Raw genomic sequence first — 20,533 nt, forward strand, 5'->3', positions numbered from 1 at the left:
TCAGCTCCGGGTATCGGGTTGACCATAGCTGTACGAATAGCCGTAATCGGTCGAGTGCCCGATCACCTTGGCATCGAACTTCGTCAGTAGCGCACCGACGACATAGGCACGTGCGGCCTTGAGCCGGGTCAGCGCGATCCGCGCCTGGCGACCGCGGGCATGATTGGCCTGGACCACGAACAAGGTCGCATCGACATGCGACGCGAGCGTCGGCGCATCGGCGAGACCCAGCACTGGCGGGGCGTCCACCAAGATGATGTCGTAATCGTCCTTGATCTGTTCGATCAGCGTCGCCAGCCCCAATCCGGCGATCAACTCGGCAGGATTTACGGGCAGGGGCCCGGCCGAGATGAAGTCGAGGTTCGGCGTGGTCGTATGCTGCAGCACTTCCTGCAGCGTCGCCTGGCGTGCCAGCAAATTGGCGAGGCCGAACTTGTTGGGTAGCTCCAGATTGCGATGCTGGGCCGGCTTGCGCATGTCGGCATCGATCAGGATCACGCGGCGACCAATCTGTGCGAACCCGCGGGCAAGCGCATAGGAGGTGGTCGACTTGCCTTCCGACGGCCCCGTGCTGGTCACCATCAGGCTGTGCGGCGCACCGGTCGGAGTCGCCAGTTCGAGGGCCGCACGCAGCGCGTAATAGGCCTCCGACGTCTCCGAGCGTACCTTCTGCAACTCGGCATTGGGACTCTGGCCCGCGGCGAGCATCGGCACGAGCCCGATCATGCTCGTGCCGAGTTCGGTCTCGACATCCTCCGACGAACGGATCGCATCGTCGAAATGCTCGCGGAGCACGACATAGCCGATACCCAGCAACAGGCCGGTGAACAGCGCCAGTGCAAGATTGAGCAACAGTCGCGGGGATACCGGGACGATCGGTGGATCGGCGCGGTCGATGATCGAGACGTTGTTCGACGACACGCCGGCGGTCGCGCTCACGCCCTTGTAGCGCTGCAGCAGCGCATCGTAGAGCGCGCGGTTGGTATCGACTTCGCGCCGAAGGATATTGGCCTGGACGCCGCGACCCTGCTCGGTGAGCGTCGTGCCCTTCAGCTTGTCGAGATCGCGTTCGAGCGCCTTTTCCTGGCTCAGGGCGATTTGATATTGCTGGCGGACGCCGTCGCGGATGCCGCTGGCGATGCGCGAGATCTGGTTGTTGAGCGTGTCGATCTGCGCCGCAGCCTGGGTCTGGCCGGGATAGCCCGACAGATAGCGCTTGGCGTTCTGGGCGTATTCCGCCTGCGCCTTGGCGCGCTCCTGAATCAGCACCTGGATCGCGGCGTTGCTCAGGACTTCGGGCTGGTTCAGCAGCGCTGTTCCTGATGCCTCACGCCACCGCTGCTCGGCCATGATGCGATTGCTGACGGCCTGCGAATAGGCCTGGTTCAGTTGGATCAGGTTTGCGGTCGTCAACGACTTCGGTCCCGAGGACTGGCCTTCGGAAGACCCTGAACTCGCGTCGATCAGCCCGGCTGAGCGCGCATAGGCGATCTGAGCACGCTCGGATTCCTCCAAGCGCTGGCGGGTCTGGCCGAGCTGCCCTTCAAGGAAGCGACGGGCATAGGCCGAGGTGTTGAACTTGCGCTGGATGTTGCTGACGATGAAGCTGTCGGCAAAGCTGTTGGCAACCTGCGCCGACAGCTGGCGGTCAGGGCTCGAGAACGAGATCGTCACGATTCGCGAGTCGACCGGAAGCTCGACGTCGAGATTCTTCTGAAGCGCGTCGACGACCTGCTCGCGACGCGTCTGGACCAGATTATAGGATCCCCGTGGCTCGGCCGCGGGTTTGACGTGCATCTTCTCGAGGAAGCTGTTGTTCCGGTAGAGACCGCTCGATTCCGCGACCTGGCGTGCCAGCGTCCGGCTCTTGATCACGTCGATCTGGGTCTGGAGGAACCGGTCGCCGTCGAGGATCGATTCACTCGGCTCGACATCGGTACCCGCCAGGATCTGGGCCGCCTGCTGGTCGATCTGGATCAGTGCGTCGGCCCGAAAGATCGGCGTGCTCAGGAACGTGATCAGCAGGCCGAGCAACATCGCCACGATGACCGTGATGAGCAGCTTGACGCGGTTGCGATAGGCTGCCGACCATACAGCGCGCAGATCGATCGGACCCTTGGTCTCGTCCGGCACATCGTTGAGGAGCGGCGTATCCGCATCCGGGAAACGCGAAAGGCTGGGGGGTACACTATTCATGCGAGATCCGGACGAACGAGGATATTTGATGACGAAACAACGGTCAGCGTATTAGCGGAATGAAGAGCGCTGCGGCCGGTGCGAGGCTCAGCAGGTCATAGCCGACCGTCTTGATCGCCGATGTGCCGACGACGACATAGTCGCCGCTCTGTAATACGGGATCCTCGGCATCGCCGTTGCGAATGTCGCCAAGGTTGAACAAGGCGCCCTGGCGCTGTCCGTCGATCGTGCGGAAGACGGCGACCTTGTCGAACGTCGCGGTGCGCGTCGCGCCTCGCGCCAGCGCGATCGCCTGAAGCAACGTCGTGTCGCCCTGCAATCCGTAGACACCGGGAATGCCGACCGCGCCGTCGACGGTGACGCTTTGCGCCCGCGATTCCGCTACGATCACTGAGACGCGCGGGTCGACCAGATAGCGTGCTGCCAGCTGTGCCTGGATCGAATTGGCCAGCGCGGCGGTCGTCTGTCCCGCCGCACGGATACGTCCGATCAACGGCAGCACCAGGGTTCCGCCCGTCTCGACCGGGGCTTCCTCGACCGACATGTCGGGTTCGCGGAACACCGTGATGGTCAGCTTGTCCTGAGGATTGATGCGGTATTCGGGACGCGAATCCACCGGAATCTTCGCCGGAATAGTGGTGTAGGCAGCCGGGCCCGCCGGCAGCCTCTTCCAGTTTTCGGACGAGACGCAAGCGCTGAGCGTCATGCTCGACAGCAGGAGGAAACTACCAGCCTTCATTATGGCCTCTATCAAGAAACTACCGGGCTGCAGACTGTTTCCGCAACCGACTTGGCCGCTTACCCGTGGTTTGGCCGATTGGCTAGAGCCTCGCCTTTCGGCGGGGATGGCGCGGCGCCGCGTCACGGCCGGTACCGAAGGGATTGGGCGTGGCGGCAAAGCGCAGCGGAGACGCCAGGATCGCGGCTAGCACCGCGAACACGCAGGCCAGCAAAAGCGTCCGCAAGGGATAGTCGACGATCGAGGCGGCCAGCAGCAGCAGGATGCCCGTCGCGGCCGTCAGCATCGGCGAAAAGTCCGGCGCGTCGATCCGGCCGCGCAAGCGCGACCATGCGGTGACGCCGAACCACGCAAAGAACGCGATCACCAGCAACAGGCCGGGCACGCCCGCTTCGAGGGCGATTTCCATGAAGTCGGCATGCGCGTGATTGGTATAGGTCTGGTGTACCGCGTTGAGCGTCTCGCTCATCCGGAACACGGGGACGAACGTTCCCAGGCCCGATCCCCATGGCATGAACTGGCGGATCGCGGCAATCACGTCGGGCCAGAAAACGTAGCGGCCTTCCTGGCTGGCACCGAACCGGTCGAGCGTTTCCTTCACGATCGACGACTGCGCGATCAGGATCGCGGCGACCATTAGGGCCACGGCTGCACCAACGGCGATCTTCCAGTGGCGCTTCACCAGCGCATAGCCGCCGAACACGGGGACGCAGGCGAGGAGCGCGATTGGCAGCAACGCGATGCCAGCGCGCGAGAGGCAGCCGAGCACTGCCAGCGCCAGGATCGCGATCACGATGCCGGTCACCGCGCGCTGCGTGCTTTGCTGGGCAAACCGCAGGGCACTTCGACCGAGCATGGCCGCCAGCGGGATCGCGACCACCAGCATGGCGGCATTATGGTTCTTGTTGGCGAAGATTCCCTTGCCCTTGGTGGCATGCGGGGCGTCGTAGAGCGTCAGCCACATCGCGCCCTGGGCCTGGATCATCACCAGCATGGCGCTGACGACCGCCGCGGCGACGATCAGCAGGATCAGCTTGAGCTGCGCGTCGCGATCGAGATGCACCGTGGCGACGAACATCGCGATCGGCGGAATCAGGTAATACCCCGCTTCGCGCGTCGCGGTCGGATCGAGGCTAAGCGGCAACCAGGTGCTGCCTGCGCCGACCACGTCGAGGACGCTGATGATCATCTCGCGTCCCGGCAGCGCGCGCCACAGGCCGGGTGGCAGCGGAATGATCTGCACGACGATCAACAGCACCAGCGCGCCGATCAGGATCAGGCCGGTCGTGACCGACCGGCTGCGGGGCGCATGCCAGCCGCGCGCGAAAAACCATCCGAGCGCAAAGACGCCGGCGATTTCCACGATCATCCGCTGGATCGGTGAAATCGGGCTGCCCCCGCCGAGCAATAGCGCCAGACACAGCAATCCGGCCGCCATGATGAAGTCGCCGCGGCGTGTAGTATAGCCGGTCTTCGCGATGACGTCGTCGCGGTGCGTCGGCTGGCCCGCCGCTGCGGTGACGTCGTCGTGACGCGTAGTGTACGATGCGGTCACTTTTCCTCGCCCGTGATCGTCGGTAAGGTGCGCGTCTCGCATACGGGTTTCGGGATGGCAACGTCGACCACCCATCCGCTTCCCCACAGGCTCGCTTGATCATGCCCACCCCCGCAGCTTTGCATCCTCCCGGCGCGACGGGATCAACGGTAGCATCTGGCCCTCGTCTCTGGTTCGTGGGCGCCCTTCCGCCTCCGCTGCACGGGCAATCCAACTGCAACCGGGCGATGCTCGACTATTTCGTCGCGCACGGCGCACCGGCGCGTCTGCGCGATACCGGGGGGGGGGGCACAACCAAGCTCAAGCGGACCATGAGCGCTGCGCTCGCCTTGGCGGTCGGCGGAAAGCGCCATGATCGCGCCTATCTCTCGGTTCCCGGACAGCGCGGCGTCTGGCTGTTCGTCCTGCTAGTCCTGATCCTGAGGTTGCGCGGCATCGAACACTGGGTTCACCATCACAGTTTTCGCCCGATCAACCTCGGCCCGTCGCGTGCGATGCGCGCGCTGGTCGCAGCGGGCGGGCGCCGCCAGCATCACATATTGCTGTCGAACGACATGCGGCGCCGGTTCGCCGGCCTCTATCTGGACGATGAGACGGACGACCGCGCCACCAGTCTTTCCAACGCCTATCTGTTCGGCCCGCGGATCGAGGACGATCATCCTCGGGCCCGTCCCCAGCGGCCGGTCACGCTGGGCCATATGAGCGTGCTGACACGGGAAAAGGGGGTGCCGTATCTGCTCGATCTGTTCGCAGGTCTTGCGGCGCGCGGGCATGACTGGCGCCTGGTGATCGCCGGCCCCTGTGCGGATCCCGCCTTGCGCGCGGCGCTGGCGGCCGCGACGGTTGCCGCGCCGGATGGACGACCGGGCCTCGTGGAGTATCGTGGCTCCGTCGCGGGTGCGGAAAAGGAGCGGTTCTTTGCCGATGTCGACCTGTTCGTGCTGCCGACGACGCTGATCGACGAGGCGGAGCCGCTGGTGATGCTCGAGGCATTCGCGCGGGGCGTCGAGGTGGTGGCGAACGATACAGGGTGCATCCGCGACCGCATCCGTACACCTGGCCATCTCATGACACTCGATCACGATCGCGATCTCGCGCTGATCGAAGAGCGTGTCGCCGATCTCGCCGGCGACTGGACCACGGCCCAGCAGTCCTGCATCGCGCATGCGCGCGCCATAAACGCCGGTGCCGAAGTCGAGGCGGCCCGCTTCTTCCCGCGTCTGCTGGCTCCGTTCGGCGGAGTTGCCAGCAGCGGATCGCCTGTGACATAGCCGCTGTCGCCCAGCCGCTCCGACGTTGGCGTCCTTCACCCCGGAACCGTGCGATGAATATCTATCTGGTCCTTTTCGCGCTGTACGTCCTGGCGCCAAAGATCGACCTGTACGCGATCGGCGCCGCAGCCATCCGTCCCGAAGACCTCATCAGTGCGTTCGCGTTCTTCATCTATATCGTCACCGCGCGTCGGCGCCTGTCGATCCCCATTTATGCCCGCGCGTATCTCATATTCATCGGGTTCGGGCTGATCTCCGCGGTCATCAACATCGCGCAGGGCGGGTTGGTCGGGATCGTCTATGGCTTGCGGCTGGCGCAATACATGACGTGGTTCTTCATCATCTACGAGGCTGCGCCGCGGCTGAGTACGCGCGCGTTGCGGACCGCGCTGCTGATCGTCTGCAGCGTCTTCGTCATCTGGGGCGGAGCGGAATATTTTGGCGTGATCGGGCGCATCGGCAAGTTTGCCGGCGCGTCGCAGCGATTGACGATCAACACCTCCGGACCGTTCGAAACCTCGGCGATGCTGGCGATGCTGGCTTATGCGGCACCGGCGCTGTGGCTCACGCCTTTCATGATCGTGCTCATCTTCCTGACCCAGGCACGCGTCACGCTGCTCGGCATTCTCGTTAGTTTCGCGGCCGCCCGCCCTGGCCGCACGATGGCCGTCGGGTTCGCCGGTGCGGTCGTCGCGACGGTCGCCGCACAGCCGTTGTACACTGCGATCAGCAAGTCGCGGCTCGGTGAATCCGAAACACCGCTAGCGATGGGCAGCCTGCTAAAATACACGTGGAAGCGCGTTCCGACCGTGCCGCGACCGAGCTATTATCGCGAGCGCTTCCTGAACGGCGTCCTGATCTACCGCTATATGCCTAACACGCGCGGCGATCTGAGTTTCAAATATCGCGCTGTCCGCTGGCCGATCATCGTCAAGTCGACCGCTGCCACCTGGGTCACGCTGTTCGTCGGCTGGGGACCGGGTGCGTGGAGCAACGCGGTCGACGGGTATTATGTTCGCGTGTTCGGCGAAACCGGGCTGATCGGAGTCGTGTTGTTCCTGGGCTGGATTGTGGTGTCGCTGCGCGCGCTGAAACAGCGCAGTATCGGCAAGTTCTCGCTCGTCATGCTTGCAGTCGCCGCGCTGTTCATCGATATCTTCAGTTCGTCGAAGGTGATGCCGATCCTCTGGGCATTCTTCGCGCTGGAACATGCCGGCCATCCCTTCGCGTTCCGGCAGGCAAAAGCGCTGTTCCGTCGCGGCAAACGCCGGCTGCCCGCACCACATCCTGCGTCGAGTGGTATCGAGGCGAGTGGCGTGGGGGCGGGGCGGCAAGTGGGGACGCCGTCCTACCGACCGAGCTGATCTGCAGGGCCGATCGACCGCGTGACGCGTGCCGGTGCGCCGAGCGCGACCGAGAAGGCGGGGATCGAGCGGGTGACGACCGAGCCTGCGCCGATCACTGCGCCTTCGCCGATCGTGACGCCATCGAGGATCGACACGTTGTTGCCCAGCCAGCACCGATTACCAATCGTGACGCCTTTGCGCGATACCGCGCCAGAGACGAAGCTGCCGTCCGCCCCCGCTTCGTGCGATTCCGCGGTGATGTTGAGGCCGGCACCGATCTGAACGTCTTCGCCGATCACCACCGGCCCGCCCAGGCCGATGACCGCGTTCGGCCCGATATAGCTTCGTTTGCCGATCGTGAGGCTTGCCGCGCGCCGGTTGAGGCCGCTGCGGCTCTGGATCCACACTCGTTCGCGCAACGTGACGCGGTCGCCGAGCGATAGCCCGTCCTGCGCGGCGCAGTCGACATAGCCATAGCCACCGATCGCGACGCCGCGACCGAGCCGGAGACGACCGGACTGGACGAACTGGATCCCAGGACCCAGCAACAAACCACTCGGCCGACGCAGCCGCACCAGGCTCCACATCATGCCGCGCAGGAACGGGATGCCGCCCTTCGCGACGAGGTAGCCGATGTCGCCGGCATCGATGGCGTAGGTTCGACCGGTAAGCTTTGCGATCATGTTTGCGATCATGCCGCGTCACTCCGTGTTGCCGACAGGACCTGCCGATAGACCGCCATCGTCCGTTGATAATAACGCTCGGGCGAGAAATCCTCGGCTGCGCGCGCGCGGCCGGCCAACCCCATCCGGCGTGCCATGTCGGGCGCGTCGGCAAAACGCTGGATGCGGTCGATCAGCGCATCGCGGTCGCCGGGGGCGACGTGGAAACCGTCGATGCCATCGCGGACGGTCTCGGCGACCCCACCGATCGCCGAGGCGATCACTGGCGTGCCGTGCGCCAGTGCCTCGATCGAGGTAAGCCCGAACGGCTCGGGCCCGAGCGACGGGACGACCGCGCACAAGGCACCGTTCCTCGCGGCCGCCAGTGCGGCATCGTCCAGATTGCCACGCCATTCGACATTGGCGAGGCCGGCCGCGTACGTGCGGACCGCATCGCCGTCGGGGCCCTCGCCGGCAAAGACGAAGCGGATCGCGGGCAGCGCTCGCGCCACGTCGACCAGCGGGAAGATGCCCTTGTACCGTTCCAGCCGCCCGACGAAGAGCACATAGTCGCGTTGCGTTTCCCCAGCTGCAGGCGGCAGGGTCACCGGGTGATGGATCGTCTCGATGCGCTCGCCCGCCATGCCCATTTCGATCAGGCGGTCGCGTTGATAGTCGCTGATCGACAGATAGCGGGCGATGTCGCGCTTGTGGCCGAGCATGTCCGACAACCGCATCTCCGCCATGTTCCAGAGCGACCGGGTCAGCGATCCCCCGGCGCAGCGATGCCGCACCACCTGCGCGTAGCGGCGATCGTGGCAATCGGTGCAGACATTGCCGTCGCGGTAGAGCAGCGAGATCGGGCAGACCGCACGATATTCATGCATCGTCTGGACGATCGGAATGCCGCGCCGCGCGATCTCCGGCAGGATGGCAGGCGTCAGGCGCTTGAAATAGCTGTGGAGGTGGACCAGGTCGATCGCCTGTTCGTCGAGCACCAGCCCGATCGCGCGCCGCGCGCCCGGAGAGTAGAGCGTGCGCAGCAGATCGGCCGAGCCGGTATCGCTGGTGGGCGGTGCAGGCGGAAAATAGCGGGCATATTCGGTCGGCCGGTTCGCCGAGTCCGCGCCAGCAAAGGGGATGACCTGATGGCCGTGCGCCTTCAATATGTCCTCGAGGCGGAACATCGCGACGTCCATCCCCCCGCGGACGTAATAATTCTGGCTGACGTTCAGGATGCGCAGCGGTCGACCGATCGGATCGAGCGTCAGGGAGGGGGCTGCAGCGGTCGTCATGGCGGCGTTCATACTGCGCCGATCAGCAGGCGGTACCACCGCACCGGGCGCAGATGGCGAAACGAGATCGTCGCATCGATCGCCTGTGCGACGTCCTCGCGATCGAAAGCCTGATTCCAGTACCGGTTGGTATGGCGCAAGGCGATGCCCATCGTCGACGCCTGGATATGACGCCACCAGCGGGGCGCGATGCCGCTGTCGAGCAAGGCATCCTGCAGCCGCGCCTGGCAGCGCAGGAAGCCCAGTTGCGTCTCCGGGCGCGAGGAGACGTTGGTATCGACGCGCGAGATCGCGAGCGGTGCCCGCAGCTGGACGAAGCGGTGATAGCGCGCGAGCCGGGTCATGAAGAAATAGTCCGCCGACGGATAATCCGCGGCGCGGTATCCGCCGAGCGCACGGATTACCTTGGTCCGCACGACGAGCCCCAACCCACTGCCAGCGAGGCTGCCGAAGAACATCTGCGCGGGGCGCAGACGACGCGTCCTGCCAAGTCCGAAGCGGAACAAGTTGCGCAGCTTTTCCGCGCGGGACAGCGGCGCAGCGGGGTCGCCCGCGCCGCTACGTTGGTCGAGAAACCGTAGTGAGCATGCGATCGCGTCGATCGCCGGATCGGCGGATAGCGCCCGGCGCATGGTCGCGACGAAGGTCGGGTCGAGCAGGTCGTCGTCGTTGAGGATCGTGACCCATTCGCCGCGGGCGAGTGACAGGCTTCTGTTCCAGTTGCCGAACAGCCCGGCGTTGATGGCATTGCCGTAATAGCGAAAGGCGATGTCGCGGAGCCCCGGCAGCGCGGCGAGCAGCCGGTCCGCATCGGCGGATGCCGGATCGTCCTCGACGATGACCAGTTCGACGCCGTCGAGATCGGTCTGCGCCAGCACGCTCGCCACGGTTTCCTCGAGCAGGCCGGGGCGACGATACGTCGGGATGGCGATCGTGAGCGTCGGTGTCGCGCTTGCGTGGTCGATACGCACCGCGCTTTCGAACAGGCATTCGCTCGTCAACCCTGCGACTGGCGCATCGGGTTCGGGGCGCCAGACGAAACGGCCTTCGTCGTTCGGAGTGTCCCGGGTCATGTCCGTGCGATCTCCCGCCAGGCCATCAATGGCCAGCGCCAGTTGTTGTAAGCCAGCTGCACGACGCCTTGGCACAGGATGATCCACGCGACTCCCGCACCGCCCCAGCTCAGCAGGATCACACCGGTCGCGACGGCGATACCTGACAGGATCGATGACCGCAGAAAGGGAACATTGTTCGCGGTAGTGATGAAGAAAGCGGCGTTCGAGTGGAATCCTTCGAGCAGCAGGATCACCGCAAGCAGCGCCAGAACCGGCCGATCGAGCAACGCGATATGGCTGCCGATCAGCGTCAATAGCGGCGGTATGGCAAACAGCACGAACGCGGCGCCGGTGAGATAGATCGTGCCGTAAAGCATCATCGCGGCACCGAATATGCGGCGGAGTTCGATACCGTCTTGTGCGACGCGCGCGGCGACCAGCCGCGGCATGGCCACCTGCATCGGCAGCTGTGCGGCTGCACACAGCGCCATCAACAGCTGCAGCGACAACGCATAGGTACCACCGACCGCGACGCCTGCGACGCTCGAGATGACGAAGAGGCTGAAGCGCGTGATGAGAAAGCCGCTAATCGCGACGGCACCCATGCGACCGGCGTTGGGCGATACGATCTTGAGCACATCGCGCACTGCATCGCGGTCGGCATTGCGGGCGTCGTGATCGCCCAGCGTTCCTCGCATGAAGCGTTGCGCCACCAGCCTGGCAAAGATCTGCGCCCCGATCAGCGTCATCGCAAGCGCGACCAGTCCACCTCCCGACAGCAGGACGATGATCCCCAGGATCGAAAAGGTCGAGCGGTTGGCGATGATGTAAAGATAGTTCTGCTCGACCCGACCGGACCCCATCAGTAGGGGGCTGATCCACAGGAAGGACAGCGTCAGTCCGATGCTGCCGCACAACAGCAACCAGGCGGTCTGGACCGATCCGGTAGGGATGCCGCCTTCGCGCGCCAGCATCGTGATATAGGGCAGGCCGCAGACGACCAGGATCACCACTACGCCGAGTGCCAGCAGGCGATAGAAGCGATGCGCGGCAGCGAGGGCTTCGGCCGCCAGACGATAGTTCGGCTGCTCGTCTTGCGGCACGGCCTCGCCAAGCCCGGTGCGTTCAAGCTTCCTGGCGCCCGATAAGGCGAGGGCGATCGCGCGCGTGAAGCTGGGTTGGAAACCGAAATCGCACACCATGGCAAGCGACTGGACGGTCACGAAAATATACCAGATTCCGATCGTCGGAGCGGACAGCCGTGTTACCATGAACGGGATCAGCAGCAACGCGGATCCGTATTGGACGATCTGGGCGGTGAGCCCCACCGCCAAAGCACGATGGCGAGACGCCTGTCCTATCAACCACTTCATTCGGCCGCCTACCATCGTCAAGGACGGGATCGCAAGGTAAGCGCGCTTCGCCATCCAAGGCAGGTCCATGCCGATCGCCGGCTTGACGAGGCCGCCCGCGCGACGAAGCCTGATGCCAGTTTTGATCACCAGCGTGGCACAGGCGTCTTCGCGTGGTAGCGGGACCTGCGGGACAAAGGCACGGGTCCTGCCGGGATGAGTGCTACTGGCGGACGAACTGGCCGACCTGGACATCGGCGATACGCCGGTACCGGTTCACGAACAGGCTTTCCTGGTCGTGGCCGCGCGGGACGCGACTGTTGTTGATGTTGACATGCGCGAGCTGCTCTTCGGGCGTCGAACCCAGTGTGGTCGGCTGACCGAGCACGATCGGTGTCGTCCGGGTGGCGGGTACGAAGCGGTTCGCGGTCGCTGTCACGCGGCTGACGTTGTAGCTGAATTCGATACCGGCCTTTGTGAAACCGCGAATGGCATTGTCCCGGATGACGACGCCGCCCGTATCCCCGCCCATCGCGACGCCGATCGGCGTGCCGCTGATCGTGTTGCGCTCGATCGTCAGGTTGCGCGGTTCGCCGTGGATGCGATTGACGCGTACGCCCGCGGTCCGGCAGTCGGCGATCACGTTACGGGCGGCGACGCAGTCCGCGACGGTTTCTAGGAATACGCCGATGCTGCATCCGCGGATCTGGTTGTCGGTGATCGTCGCGCGATGCGACGTGGCGACCGTGGAATGGCCGGCGGTATCGTCGCCATACACGTCGATCGCATTGTCGTAGCAGTCGTTGATCCGGTTGCCGACAATCTCGACGCCGTCGAACTGCGAGCATTGGATGCCGATGAAGCTGGTCCGCTCGACCAGGTTGTTGGCGATGCGCAGGTTGCGCGATACGGACTCGATCGATCCCTGCAGCATGATGCCCTGGCCGACGGCATCGTGAACGGTCAGATTCTCGACCGTCACGTCGACGCAGCGTCCCTTCCAGCCCAGCAGCACAGCGGCACCGCCGAACCCGTCGCGGAACTGTCCCTGGCCTTGGCGGCTGCCATCGATCGTAAAGCCTCGGAGCACGGCGCGGCTGATCTCGCCCTTGCTGGCGATGATCCGCGCATAGCTGCCCGGGCCCAACTGCGCATCGGCAAGCTTCAGGATGCACCGTGCGCGATCGGTCCCTTCGAGCGTCACGCCCGAGCGCAGCGTCAAGGCGCTGCCGCCATCGCCGTCGTCGGAGGGACGATAGCGTAACAGATAGGTGCCGGGGTCGAGCGTCACCACGCCTCCGCCGGCCTGTGCGGCCGCATCGATGGCACGCTGGATCGCCGGCGCGTCGTCGGTGACGCCGTCACCCCGCGCACCGAACGCGCGGACGGTTCCGGCGCCACTCGAACGCGCAGCCTGCCCGCATGCTGTCGACGCGATTGCCAGCAAAGTGCTGCCCATCATCCATCGCCGATCGATACCGGTGCGATTCCGCATAGTCGTTCCCTTCTAAAAAGCCGGCATCACGACAGGGTGCTACCGACCGGGTCGGAAAAGCGCCGCTTCGAGCTGGCCAGTTGATCTACGGCAGATCCGTGCTGTCGATCTGCGCAAGGCATGGCGTCACGCCATCTCTGGCCTGCGGGTGCCCCGGGTGCAAGTCCGATGCTCCGATCGGGTTTTCGTAGAGATTGCCCGGTATTTCCTTCCCACGGCGATGCCGAAGGTTCGTTCGAAAATCTTCGCGACCATGGAAGGCATGGCGATCTTTCATGAATAAATAGCGGAATTATTCCCAAAAAGCAGTGGTTTATAAATCGAAAGATCACGGTGAGATAGGAAAGGCATTCAATTCTATAATCAACCATGAATAATGATAAATACCGTCTTGGTTGATTCTATACCAAGCTTGGAAAAAACGATTATGGTCGAAGCTATAGATATTATGGTCGAAGCTATAGATAAATATCATAATCATGTTCGTAGTGATGTATTTGATATAATTCCCGATTGTGCAGGGCGCGTGCTCGATCTCGGTGGTGGCGTCGGGGCAACAGGTGCTGCACTGAAATCCGCGCATGGGGCCACATTTGTAGTCGTGGCGGATCAGGTCGCTGGAGATACCGCAGACGGCGTCGACGTCGCGGTCAGCGGAAATCTCGAAGACCCGATCTTCTTGCGCACGCTTCTCGAAGACCATGGGCCGTTCGACACGATCCTGTGCTTCGACGTGCTCGAGCATTTGCGGGATCCGTGGTCGACCGTCGAGGAGCTTCACAGGGGCCTGGCGCTCAACGGAATCATCGTGGCGAGCATCCCGAACGTCAATCATCATAGCCTGGTCGTGCCATTGGTTCTTCGCGGTCGGTATGAACTGCAGGATGCAGGGCTGCTCGATCGCACGCATCTGCGGTGGTTCACCAAAGCCACCGCGGTCGAGATGATGACGAAATCGGGGCTGAAGCTCGAGACCGTCGGGGGCTATCTCGGCAGGAAAAAGGGCCTGCTGAATGCGCTGAGCCTGGGCATGCTGGGGCGGTTCATGGTCATGCAATATCTGGTGCGGGTGCGTCGGGTCGCCTAGCAATCGAGGGCGAACGGCGCGGCACGAACCGGAGCCGTTCGCCCGATTGCCCCTGATCGAGTGCACGGCTATGTCGCCTGCCCATGTCTTGCGTTCAATTGATCCGTCCCAGGCGTCACGGTGATACCCGTGGCTGGTTTACCGAAACCTACAATGTCGAGGCGTTCGCCAAGCTGGGTATCACCTGCACTTTCGTGCAGGACAATCACTCGCTGTCGGTCCCCGCATTCACCTTGCGCGGACTGCATTTTCAGACGCCGCCACGCGGGCAGGACAAGCTGGTGCGGTGCATCCGCGGCCGGATCTTCGATGTCGCGGTCGATATCCGCAAGGGTTCGCCGACCTATGGGCAGTGGGTCGGTGCCGAACTGTCCGCCGAGAACGGGCATCAGCTTTTCATCCCGATCGGCTTCGCGCACGGCTTCGTGACGCTCGAGCCCGATTGCGAAGTGACGTACAAATGCTCCGACACCTACGCCCCCGACGCCGATGGCGGCATCCGCTGGGACGATCCGGCAATCGGCATCGAATGGCCGATGCCGGCCGGCACCACTCCTGAACTCTCGGCCAAGGATGCGGTCCAGCCGCTGCTCGCCGCGTTCGACAGCCCATTCCCCTATGACGGCCGCCCGCTCGGCCCGCTCGTCTGAAGGACAGACCCATGCGTATCTTCGTCACCGGCGGGGCCGGCTTTATCGGTTCGGCGCTTGTCCGTCACCTGATCGAGAACACCGGCCATGAGGTCCTGAATTTCGACAAGCTGACCTATGCCGGCACATTGTCGACGGTCGAGCGCGTCGCGAGTTCGAACCGCTACCGCTTCGTCCAGGGTGATATCTGCGACGCGGAGGCCGTCAAGGCCGCGATCGCCGAGTTCAAGCCCGAGATCGTCACGCACCTCGCTGCCGAAAGCCATGTCGATCGCTCGATCGACGGCCCCGGCGCGTTCGTCCAGACCAACGTCGTCGGCACCTTCACGATGCTGAGCGAAGCGCGCGCCTATTGGCTGGGGCTCGACGACGAGGCGAGGGCGGCGTTCCGCTTCCATCACATCTCGACCGACGAGGTCTACGGCTCGCTAGGCGACACCGGGCTGTTCACCGAGGACACGCCGTACGATCCACGCTCGCCCTATTCGGCGTCGAAGGCGGGCTCCGATCACCTCGTCAGCGCGTGGGGCCATACCTTCGGGTTGCCGGTGCTGATCACCAACTGCTCGAACAATTACGGGCCGTATCATTTCCCGGAGAAGCTCATTCCGCTGATGATCGTCAAGGCGCTCGCGGGCGCCGACCTTCCGGTCTACGGCAAGGGCGATCAGGTCCGCGACTGGCTGTTCGTCGAGGATCATGTCCGCGCGCTGCACGCGGTGTTCGAAAAGGGCGAGCCCGGCCGGACCTACAATGTCGGCGGGAACAACGAGAAGCAGAACCTCGAGGTCGTGAAGACCGTCTGCACAATCCTCGACCGGCTGCGCCCGCGTGCCGACGGCAAGTCCTACGCGACGCAGATCACCTATGTCGCCGACCGTCCCGGCCACGACAAGCGCTATGCGATCGACGCGAGCCGGATCAAGGACGAGCTCGGTTGGGAGCCGACCGAGACGTTCGAGACGGGTATCAAGAAGACCGTCGCCTGGTATCTCGACAACCAGAGCTGGTGGGAAGCGATCGTCGCCGAGCACAAGGCCGATCAGCGCCGCGGGCTTTCGGTATGAGCGATGGCGGTCAGGCGGACGGTATCAAACAGGTCCTGGTGACCGGCGGGAACGGCCAGCTCGGCACCGAGCTGAAGCGCTATACCTGGCCGGAAGGCTGGGCGGTCACCGCGATCGACATCGACGAACTCGATTTGCGCGACACCGCCGCGATCGCCGCGATGGTGGCGTCCACGCCCTGGGCCGCGGTGATCTCGGCCGGTGCCTATACCGCTGTCGACAAGGCCGAGAGCGACATCGTCACCGCCTGGGCCGTCAACGCGATGGCGCCCGCAGCGTTCGCTGAGGCTTGCGCGAAGGCGGGTATCCCGATCGTCCAGGTCTCGACCGATTACGTCTTCGACGGCGCCCGCGATGGCGCGTGGGACGTCAACGATCCGGTCGCGCCGCTTGGCGTGTACGGCGCGTCGAAGCTCGGGGGCGAGCTCGCGGTCCGCACCTCGGGCGCACGGCACGCGATCGTCCGGACTGCCTGGGTGGTCAGCGCACACGGCAACAACTTCATCAAGACGATGCTCCGCGTCGGCGCGACCAATCCGACACTGCGCGTGGTCGACGACCAGCAGGGCAGCCCGACGTCGGCGACCGATCTCGCAGCCGCGCTCGCGACGATCACGATGCGTCTTGTCGAAGATCCCGCTGCGCCGACCGGCACCTATCATTTCAGCAACGCCGGCGCGGTCACCTGGGCAGGTTTCGCGCGCGAAATCTTCGCCCAGAGCGCCGCGCGGGGCGGGGCCAGCGCCGAGGTCGAGGGTATCGCGACCGCCGAATACCCGACCCCCGCCACGCGCCCCGCCAATTCGCTGCTCAGTCATGACACGATCACCCGCGACTACGGCATCCATCCGCCGGCGTGGCAGACTGCGCTCGGCAACATCCTCGACGAACTGCTCGGGGCCCCCAAGAAGGACATCTCCCAATGAAGGGTATCATTCTCGCAGGCGGCTCGGGCACGCGGCTTCATCCAGCGACGCTGGCTGTGAACAAGCAGCTGCTGCCGGTCTACGACAAGCCGATGATCTATTATCCGCTGTCGGTGCTGATGCTCGCCGGCATCCGCGACATCCTGATCATCTCGAGCCCCGAATATCTCGATAACTACCGTCGCCTGTTCGAGGACGGCTCGGCATTCGGCCTGGCGATTTCCTATGCCGAACAGCCCAAGCCCGAGGGCCTCGCCCAGGCGTTCACGATCGGCGCGGACTTCATCGGCGACGACGATGTCGCGCTCGTGCTCGGCGACAACATCTTCTTCGGCGCGCATCTGACCGATCTGCTGGCGAGCGCGGTCGCACGCAAGGGTGGCGCGACGGTGTTCTCGTACCGCGTCGAGGATCCCGAGCGCTACGGCGTGGTCGAGTTCGGGGAGGGCGGCAAGGCGGTCAGCCTCGAGGAAAAGCCGGCAAAGCCCAAGTCGCACCATGCGGTCACCGGCCTGTATTTCTACGACAACCGCGTCGTCCAGTTCGCGCGCGACCTGAAGCCGAGCTCCCGTGGCGAACTCGAGATCACCGATCTCAATCGTCTCTACATGGACGCCGGAGACCTGTTCGTCGAACAGATGGGCCGCGGCTACGCCTGGCTCGACACCGGCACGCACGATAGCCTACTGGAGGCCTCGGAGTTCGTCCGCACCATCCAGCACCGTCAGGGCATCCAGGTCGCCTGCCTGGAGGAGATCGCCTACCAGCAGGGTTTCATCTCGATCGATCAGGCCCGCGCGGCCGGCGAACGCTTCAGCAAGACGGCCTATGGCCGCGCGATCCTGAACGCGATCGCGGAGTAAGGCGCACAGGACGATCCTGCGAGGTAGCTAGTCGTTTCACTACTGATAAAAACGGCTGACTGGATTTGAATATCAAGGCTTTCCTTGAGCCGGTACCGATATCAGGATCACGCGGTCCTAGGCAGCTATATCAGGAATTGGCATTCGGTACGTCTGTGATGACCGGCTCCCGTCGATAATGATAGCTGGGATCGTCAAGCCTATACTGTGGCTCATCGGGCGTCGGTAAGAGCGCGCGAGTAAAGGTGTCGGCTCTGTAAAAGCATCTTTTTCGACCTAGTTTTCAACGGCGAGCGCCGTATCCGGATCCCACGTGCCGGACGGTTGGCATGCAAGCTAGTCGGCAATGATTATTGTAAATTTGAATTGCTTGCTCTTGTGCGTTGTCCGGCATAGTGGCCTGTTAGCTCGACTGTACGCTGGCTTTGCCGCAGCTCTGACATAGAGATGGTTGGTCGCTGGCTGAGTATGGGGTGGCTTTTGTTAGTACGAGGTGATCAGGGAAGATCGACGCGAGCGAGCCACACAGAGGTTCGGTTGTTGAAGCCGCTTGTTCTCGTAGCATTAGCCGCCTATTGTGTGCCGCTTACTTCGCCTTTGATAGCGTCCGGTACCTTTTCACTGGATCTGCCAAGCACGGTAAACACGCAGATTACCTCGCTGATATCGGCGGTCGTGGCATTGCTCGTGTTTCGCAGGGTAACGATCTATCCGGGCGCGCGCGCATTCAGTTTTATATTACCGGCTTTCTCGACAACGTTCGGGTCCGCTGCGGCAATATTACTGGTTTCGCGAGCCAGCTATAGCGGGTCCATGCTACTTGCCGGATATATTGCTTCGGTAGGCATGACGTTTCTTCTAGGTTACTTCAACCAACGCGCGGCACCGAAGCGCATGTACTATGTACCGGTTGGTAAGACCGGTATCGTCGACGATACGCCTGACGTGGATTGGATCAGGTTGGTCGAACCTGTCGTTCCGGACGATCCCAGTGCCTCGATCGTGGTCGATCTACGCTCCGATCACGCGCCCGAATGGGAGCGTATGCTGGCCCAGGCGGCGCTCTCCGGCATCCCGGTCTATCACACCAAGCAGTTGCGGGAATCGCTGACCGGGCGTGTCCAGATCGAGCACCTGTCGGAGAACAGCTTTGGGTCGCTGCTGCCGGCGCTCGGCTATCGTGGTGTCAAACGAACGATCGACATCGTCGCGAGCGTCGTGCTGCTGCCGATCCTGCTGCCGTTGCTGATCGTCGTCGCGCTGCTGGTGCGGGCAAGCTCGCCCGGGCCGATCCTGTTTCGCCAACGCCGGATGGGCTATCGCGGCGTGCCGTTCGATATGATCAAGTTCCGCACGATGGTGGAGCAGGAGGCGACGACCAGCGATGCCGCGGCGCGGCACTCGGCGATCACGCGCGATGCCGATAATCGCATCACCGGGATCGGCCGTTTCCTGCGACGTTCGCGGATCGACGAACTGCCGCAGATCGTCAACATTCTGCGCGGTGAGATGAGCTGGATCGGGCCGCGCCCGGAGGCGGTGCCGCTATCCGCCTGGTACGAGAGCGAACTGCCGTTCTATGCCTATCGACATATCGTCCGGCCGGGGATTACCGGCTGGGCACAGGTCAACCAGGGTCATGTCGCAGGACTCGACGACGTCCACGTCAAGCTTAACTATGATTTCTACTACATCAAGTTCTTCTCGTCGTGGCTCGACCTGCTGATCGCGTTGCGCACCATCGGAATCATGCTCACCGGCTTCGGAGCGAAATAACCGACACGCGGTTACCGGTGCGGAAGACGTCGCGCCGCGTGGTTCAGGAGCCTGTCCTGTCCCGGGCCATGTCCTGAACGATCCGTGCGATACGGGCGGCTGCCTGTCCGTCACCATAGGGATTGTGCGCGAAGCTCATCGCATCGTAAGCCGAAGCGTCGTCAAGAAGCATAGTCGCGGTCGCAACGATGAGATCGACGTCGGTTCCGACCAGACGGACGGTTCCTGCCTCCACCGCCTCCGGTCGTTCGGTCGTCTCGCGCATCACGAGTACCGGCTTGCCGAGCGAGGGCGCTTCCTCCTGGACGCCCCCCGAATCCGTCAGAATGAGATGCGACCGGTTCATCAGATAGACGAACGGCAGATAATCCTGCGGCGCGAGGAGGTGGACGTTGCCAAGGCCGCCTAGCGTGCCGGAGACCGGGCCCTTCACGTTAGGGTTGAGATGCACCGGATAGACGATCTCGACATCGTCGCGAACGGCGAGGCGGGCGAGCGCTGCGCAAATTCGATTGAACCCATCACCAAAGCTCTCCCGGCGGTGTCCGGTCACCAATATAAGGCGCTTGGCGGGATCGAGCGCGAACCGGTCGGCCAGATCGCGCTCCAGTGCTGCGTCGGCACCGATGATGGCGACGGCCTGCTGTAGCGCATCGATCACGGTGTTGCCGGTGACGTGAATATTGCCGGCCGGTACATTCTCGGCGGTCAGGTTTGCACGCGAGCGTTCGGTAGGGGCGAAATGCAGCGTAGCGATAGCGCCTGCAACCTTGCGATTCACCTCTTCCGGCCACGGTGATAGAATGTTTCCCGTGCGCAGGCCGGCCTCTACATGGCCGACTGGGATGCGCTGGTAATAGGCCGCAAGTGTCGCCGCTAGCGTGGTGGTGGTGTCGCCGTGAACCAGCACGAGATCGGGCCGGAAGTCGGACAGGATCGGCTTTAGGCCGTGCAACACGTTGGCGGTGATATCGGTCAAGTCCTGACCAGGTTTCATCAAGTCGAGGTCATAGTCGGGACGGATGTCGAACAGGCCGAGAACTTGGTCTAGCATCTCGCGATGCTGGGCGGTGACGCATACGCGCGCATCCACGCCCTCTACTCCTGCCAACGCATTGACGACTGGCGCCATCTTGATGGCCTCCGGACGGGTTCCGAACACTGAAAGGACGCGCATGACGTTAGACCCTTGCTTGCA

17 protein-coding genes are annotated in these 20,533 nt (G+C 63.6%); 8 read left to right on the forward strand and 9 right to left on the reverse strand.

Translation table 11 applies throughout. The annotated features are described in order from the left end of the window. The 3 genes from O6W96_RS18940 to O6W96_RS18950 all read right to left on the reverse strand — a co-directional run bounded on the left by O6W96_RS18940 (position 1) and on the right by O6W96_RS18950 (position 4,490). Positions 1-2,196 carry a GumC family protein gene (locus tag O6W96_RS18940; protein ID WP_353470974.1) on the reverse strand — a complete coding sequence of 732 codons (2,196 nt, stop codon included), beginning with the start codon at positions 2,194-2,196 and terminating at the stop codon, positions 1-3. A gap of 43 nt (positions 2,197-2,239) precedes the next feature. Then, positions 2,240-2,935 carry a polysaccharide biosynthesis/export family protein gene (locus O6W96_RS18945; protein WP_353470975.1) on the reverse strand — a complete coding sequence of 232 codons (696 nt, stop codon included), beginning with the start codon at positions 2,933-2,935 and terminating at the stop codon, positions 2,240-2,242. An 82-nt stretch (positions 2,936-3,017) separates the two neighbouring features. After that, on the reverse strand, positions 3,018-4,490 hold the full coding sequence (locus O6W96_RS18950) for an O-antigen ligase family protein (protein ID WP_353470976.1): 1,473 nt from the start codon (positions 4,488-4,490) through the stop codon (positions 3,018-3,020). A gap of 227 nt (positions 4,491-4,717) precedes the next feature. Here O6W96_RS18950 and O6W96_RS18955 point away from each other — a divergent pair, with 227 nt between their 5' ends. Both O6W96_RS18955 and O6W96_RS18960 read left to right on the forward strand, forming a co-directional pair. Continuing rightward, entirely contained in the window at positions 4,718-5,761 is a 1,044-nt protein-coding gene (locus O6W96_RS18955) for a glycosyltransferase family 4 protein (protein ID WP_353470977.1), read from the forward strand. Positions 5,762-5,814: 53 nt separating this feature from the next. Beyond that, complete coding sequence (locus tag O6W96_RS18960; RefSeq protein WP_353470978.1) at positions 5,815-7,125, forward strand: hypothetical protein; 1,311 nt, start codon at positions 5,815-5,817, stop codon at positions 7,123-7,125. On the opposite strand, the gene O6W96_RS18965 is transcribed toward O6W96_RS18960, so the two are convergent. From O6W96_RS18965 to O6W96_RS18985, 5 genes are all read right to left on the reverse strand, one after another. Then, positions 7,110-7,802 carry an acyltransferase gene (locus O6W96_RS18965; protein WP_353470979.1) on the reverse strand — a complete coding sequence of 231 codons (693 nt, stop codon included), beginning with the start codon at positions 7,800-7,802 and terminating at the stop codon, positions 7,110-7,112. The two genes, O6W96_RS18960 and O6W96_RS18965, sit on opposite strands and share 16 nt — an antisense overlap. Further along, positions 7,799-9,064, reverse strand: coding sequence for a glycosyltransferase family 4 protein (locus O6W96_RS18970; RefSeq protein ID WP_353470980.1), 1,266 nt, complete (start codon positions 9,062-9,064; stop codon positions 7,799-7,801). The genes O6W96_RS18965 and O6W96_RS18970 overlap by 4 nt, the downstream gene beginning before the upstream one ends. An 8-nt stretch (positions 9,065-9,072) precedes the next feature. Then, positions 9,073-10,137 carry a glycosyltransferase family 2 protein gene (locus O6W96_RS18975; protein ID WP_353470981.1) on the reverse strand — a complete coding sequence of 355 codons (1,065 nt, stop codon included), beginning with the start codon at positions 10,135-10,137 and terminating at the stop codon, positions 9,073-9,075. Next, positions 10,134-11,621, reverse strand: coding sequence for an O-unit flippase-like protein (gene wzx, locus O6W96_RS18980; protein WP_353470982.1), 1,488 nt, complete (start codon positions 11,619-11,621; stop codon positions 10,134-10,136). The genes O6W96_RS18975 and wzx overlap by 4 nt, the downstream gene beginning before the upstream one ends. A 73-nt stretch (positions 11,622-11,694) precedes the next feature. Further along, a complete protein-coding gene (locus O6W96_RS18985) occupies positions 11,695-12,966 on the reverse strand; it encodes a right-handed parallel beta-helix repeat-containing protein (protein WP_353470983.1) in 1,272 nt (423 codons plus the stop codon). Positions 12,967-13,342: 376 nt separating this feature from the next. Here O6W96_RS18985 and O6W96_RS18990 point away from each other — a divergent pair, with 376 nt between their 5' ends. From O6W96_RS18990 to O6W96_RS19015, 6 genes are all read left to right on the forward strand, one after another. After that, positions 13,343-14,053: a class I SAM-dependent methyltransferase gene (locus O6W96_RS18990; RefSeq protein ID WP_353470984.1), complete on the forward strand. Its 711-nt coding sequence runs from the start codon at positions 13,343-13,345 to the stop codon at positions 14,051-14,053. Positions 14,054-14,136: 83 nt separating this feature from the next. Beyond that, positions 14,137-14,703, forward strand: a complete 567-nt coding sequence (gene rfbC / locus O6W96_RS18995; protein WP_353470985.1) for a dTDP-4-dehydrorhamnose 3,5-epimerase — start codon at positions 14,137-14,139, stop codon at positions 14,701-14,703. An 11-nt stretch (positions 14,704-14,714) separates the two neighbouring features. Continuing rightward, positions 14,715-15,770 carry a dTDP-glucose 4,6-dehydratase gene (rfbB, locus tag O6W96_RS19000; RefSeq protein WP_353470986.1) on the forward strand — a complete coding sequence of 352 codons (1,056 nt, stop codon included), beginning with the start codon at positions 14,715-14,717 and terminating at the stop codon, positions 15,768-15,770. Further along, positions 15,767-16,696 (forward strand): dTDP-4-dehydrorhamnose reductase, encoded by a 930-nt coding sequence (gene rfbD, locus O6W96_RS19005; protein WP_353470987.1) that lies wholly within the window; start codon positions 15,767-15,769, stop codon positions 16,694-16,696. Before rfbB ends, rfbD begins: the two co-directional genes overlap by 4 nt. Next, entirely contained in the window at positions 16,693-17,559 is an 867-nt protein-coding gene (gene rfbA / locus O6W96_RS19010) for a glucose-1-phosphate thymidylyltransferase RfbA (protein WP_353470988.1), read from the forward strand. The genes rfbD and rfbA overlap by 4 nt, the downstream gene beginning before the upstream one ends. A gap of 846 nt (positions 17,560-18,405) precedes the next feature. Next, on the forward strand, positions 18,406-19,335 hold the full coding sequence (locus O6W96_RS19015) for a sugar transferase (protein WP_353470989.1): 930 nt from the start codon (positions 18,406-18,408) through the stop codon (positions 19,333-19,335). Between the two features lie 43 nt (positions 19,336-19,378). On the opposite strand, the gene wecB is transcribed toward O6W96_RS19015, so the two are convergent. Beyond that, on the reverse strand, positions 19,379-20,512 hold the full coding sequence (gene wecB, locus O6W96_RS19020; protein WP_353470990.1) for a non-hydrolyzing UDP-N-acetylglucosamine 2-epimerase: 1,134 nt from the start codon (positions 20,510-20,512) through the stop codon (positions 19,379-19,381). Positions 20,513-20,533: the final 21 nt, after the last annotated feature.

The organism is Sphingomonas faeni (assembly GCF_040407495.1).
GTDB lineage: Bacteria > Pseudomonadota > Alphaproteobacteria > Sphingomonadales > Sphingomonadaceae > Sphingomonas > Sphingomonas faeni_D.

Excerpts from the sequence above, each read along its gene's own strand:
- O6W96_RS18940 (WP_353470974.1), bottom strand. The coding sequence starts at position 2,196 with ATGAATAGTGTACCCCCCAGCCTTTCGCGTTTCCCGGATGCGGATACG.
- O6W96_RS18945 (WP_353470975.1), bottom strand. The coding sequence starts at position 2,935 with ATGAAGGCTGGTAGTTTCCTCCTGCTGTCGAGCATGACGCTCAGCGCT.
- O6W96_RS18955 (WP_353470977.1), top strand. The coding sequence starts at position 4,718 with ATGCTCGACTATTTCGTCGCGCACGGCGCACCGGCGCGTCTGCGCGAT.
- O6W96_RS18960 (WP_353470978.1), top strand. The coding sequence starts at position 5,815 with ATGAATATCTATCTGGTCCTTTTCGCGCTGTACGTCCTGGCGCCAAAG.
- O6W96_RS18965 (WP_353470979.1), bottom strand. The coding sequence starts at position 7,802 with ATGATCGCAAACATGATCGCAAAGCTTACCGGTCGAACCTACGCCATC.
- O6W96_RS18970 (WP_353470980.1), bottom strand. The coding sequence starts at position 9,064 with ATGACGACCGCTGCAGCCCCCTCCCTGACGCTCGATCCGATCGGTCGA.
- O6W96_RS18975 (WP_353470981.1), bottom strand. The coding sequence starts at position 10,137 with ATGACCCGGGACACTCCGAACGACGAAGGCCGTTTCGTCTGGCGCCCC.
- O6W96_RS18985 (WP_353470983.1), bottom strand. The coding sequence starts at position 12,966 with ATGCGGAATCGCACCGGTATCGATCGGCGATGGATGATGGGCAGCACT.
- O6W96_RS18990 (WP_353470984.1), top strand. The coding sequence starts at position 13,343 with ATGATAAATACCGTCTTGGTTGATTCTATACCAAGCTTGGAAAAAACG.
- rfbC (WP_353470985.1), top strand. The coding sequence starts at position 14,137 with ATGTCTTGCGTTCAATTGATCCGTCCCAGGCGTCACGGTGATACCCGT.
- rfbB (WP_353470986.1), top strand. The coding sequence starts at position 14,715 with ATGCGTATCTTCGTCACCGGCGGGGCCGGCTTTATCGGTTCGGCGCTT.
- rfbD (WP_353470987.1), top strand. The coding sequence starts at position 15,767 with ATGAGCGATGGCGGTCAGGCGGACGGTATCAAACAGGTCCTGGTGACC.
- rfbA (WP_353470988.1), top strand. The coding sequence starts at position 16,693 with ATGAAGGGTATCATTCTCGCAGGCGGCTCGGGCACGCGGCTTCATCCA.
- O6W96_RS19015 (WP_353470989.1), top strand. The coding sequence starts at position 18,406 with ATGACGTTTCTTCTAGGTTACTTCAACCAACGCGCGGCACCGAAGCGC.
- wecB (WP_353470990.1), bottom strand. The coding sequence starts at position 20,512 with ATGCGCGTCCTTTCAGTGTTCGGAACCCGTCCGGAGGCCATCAAGATG.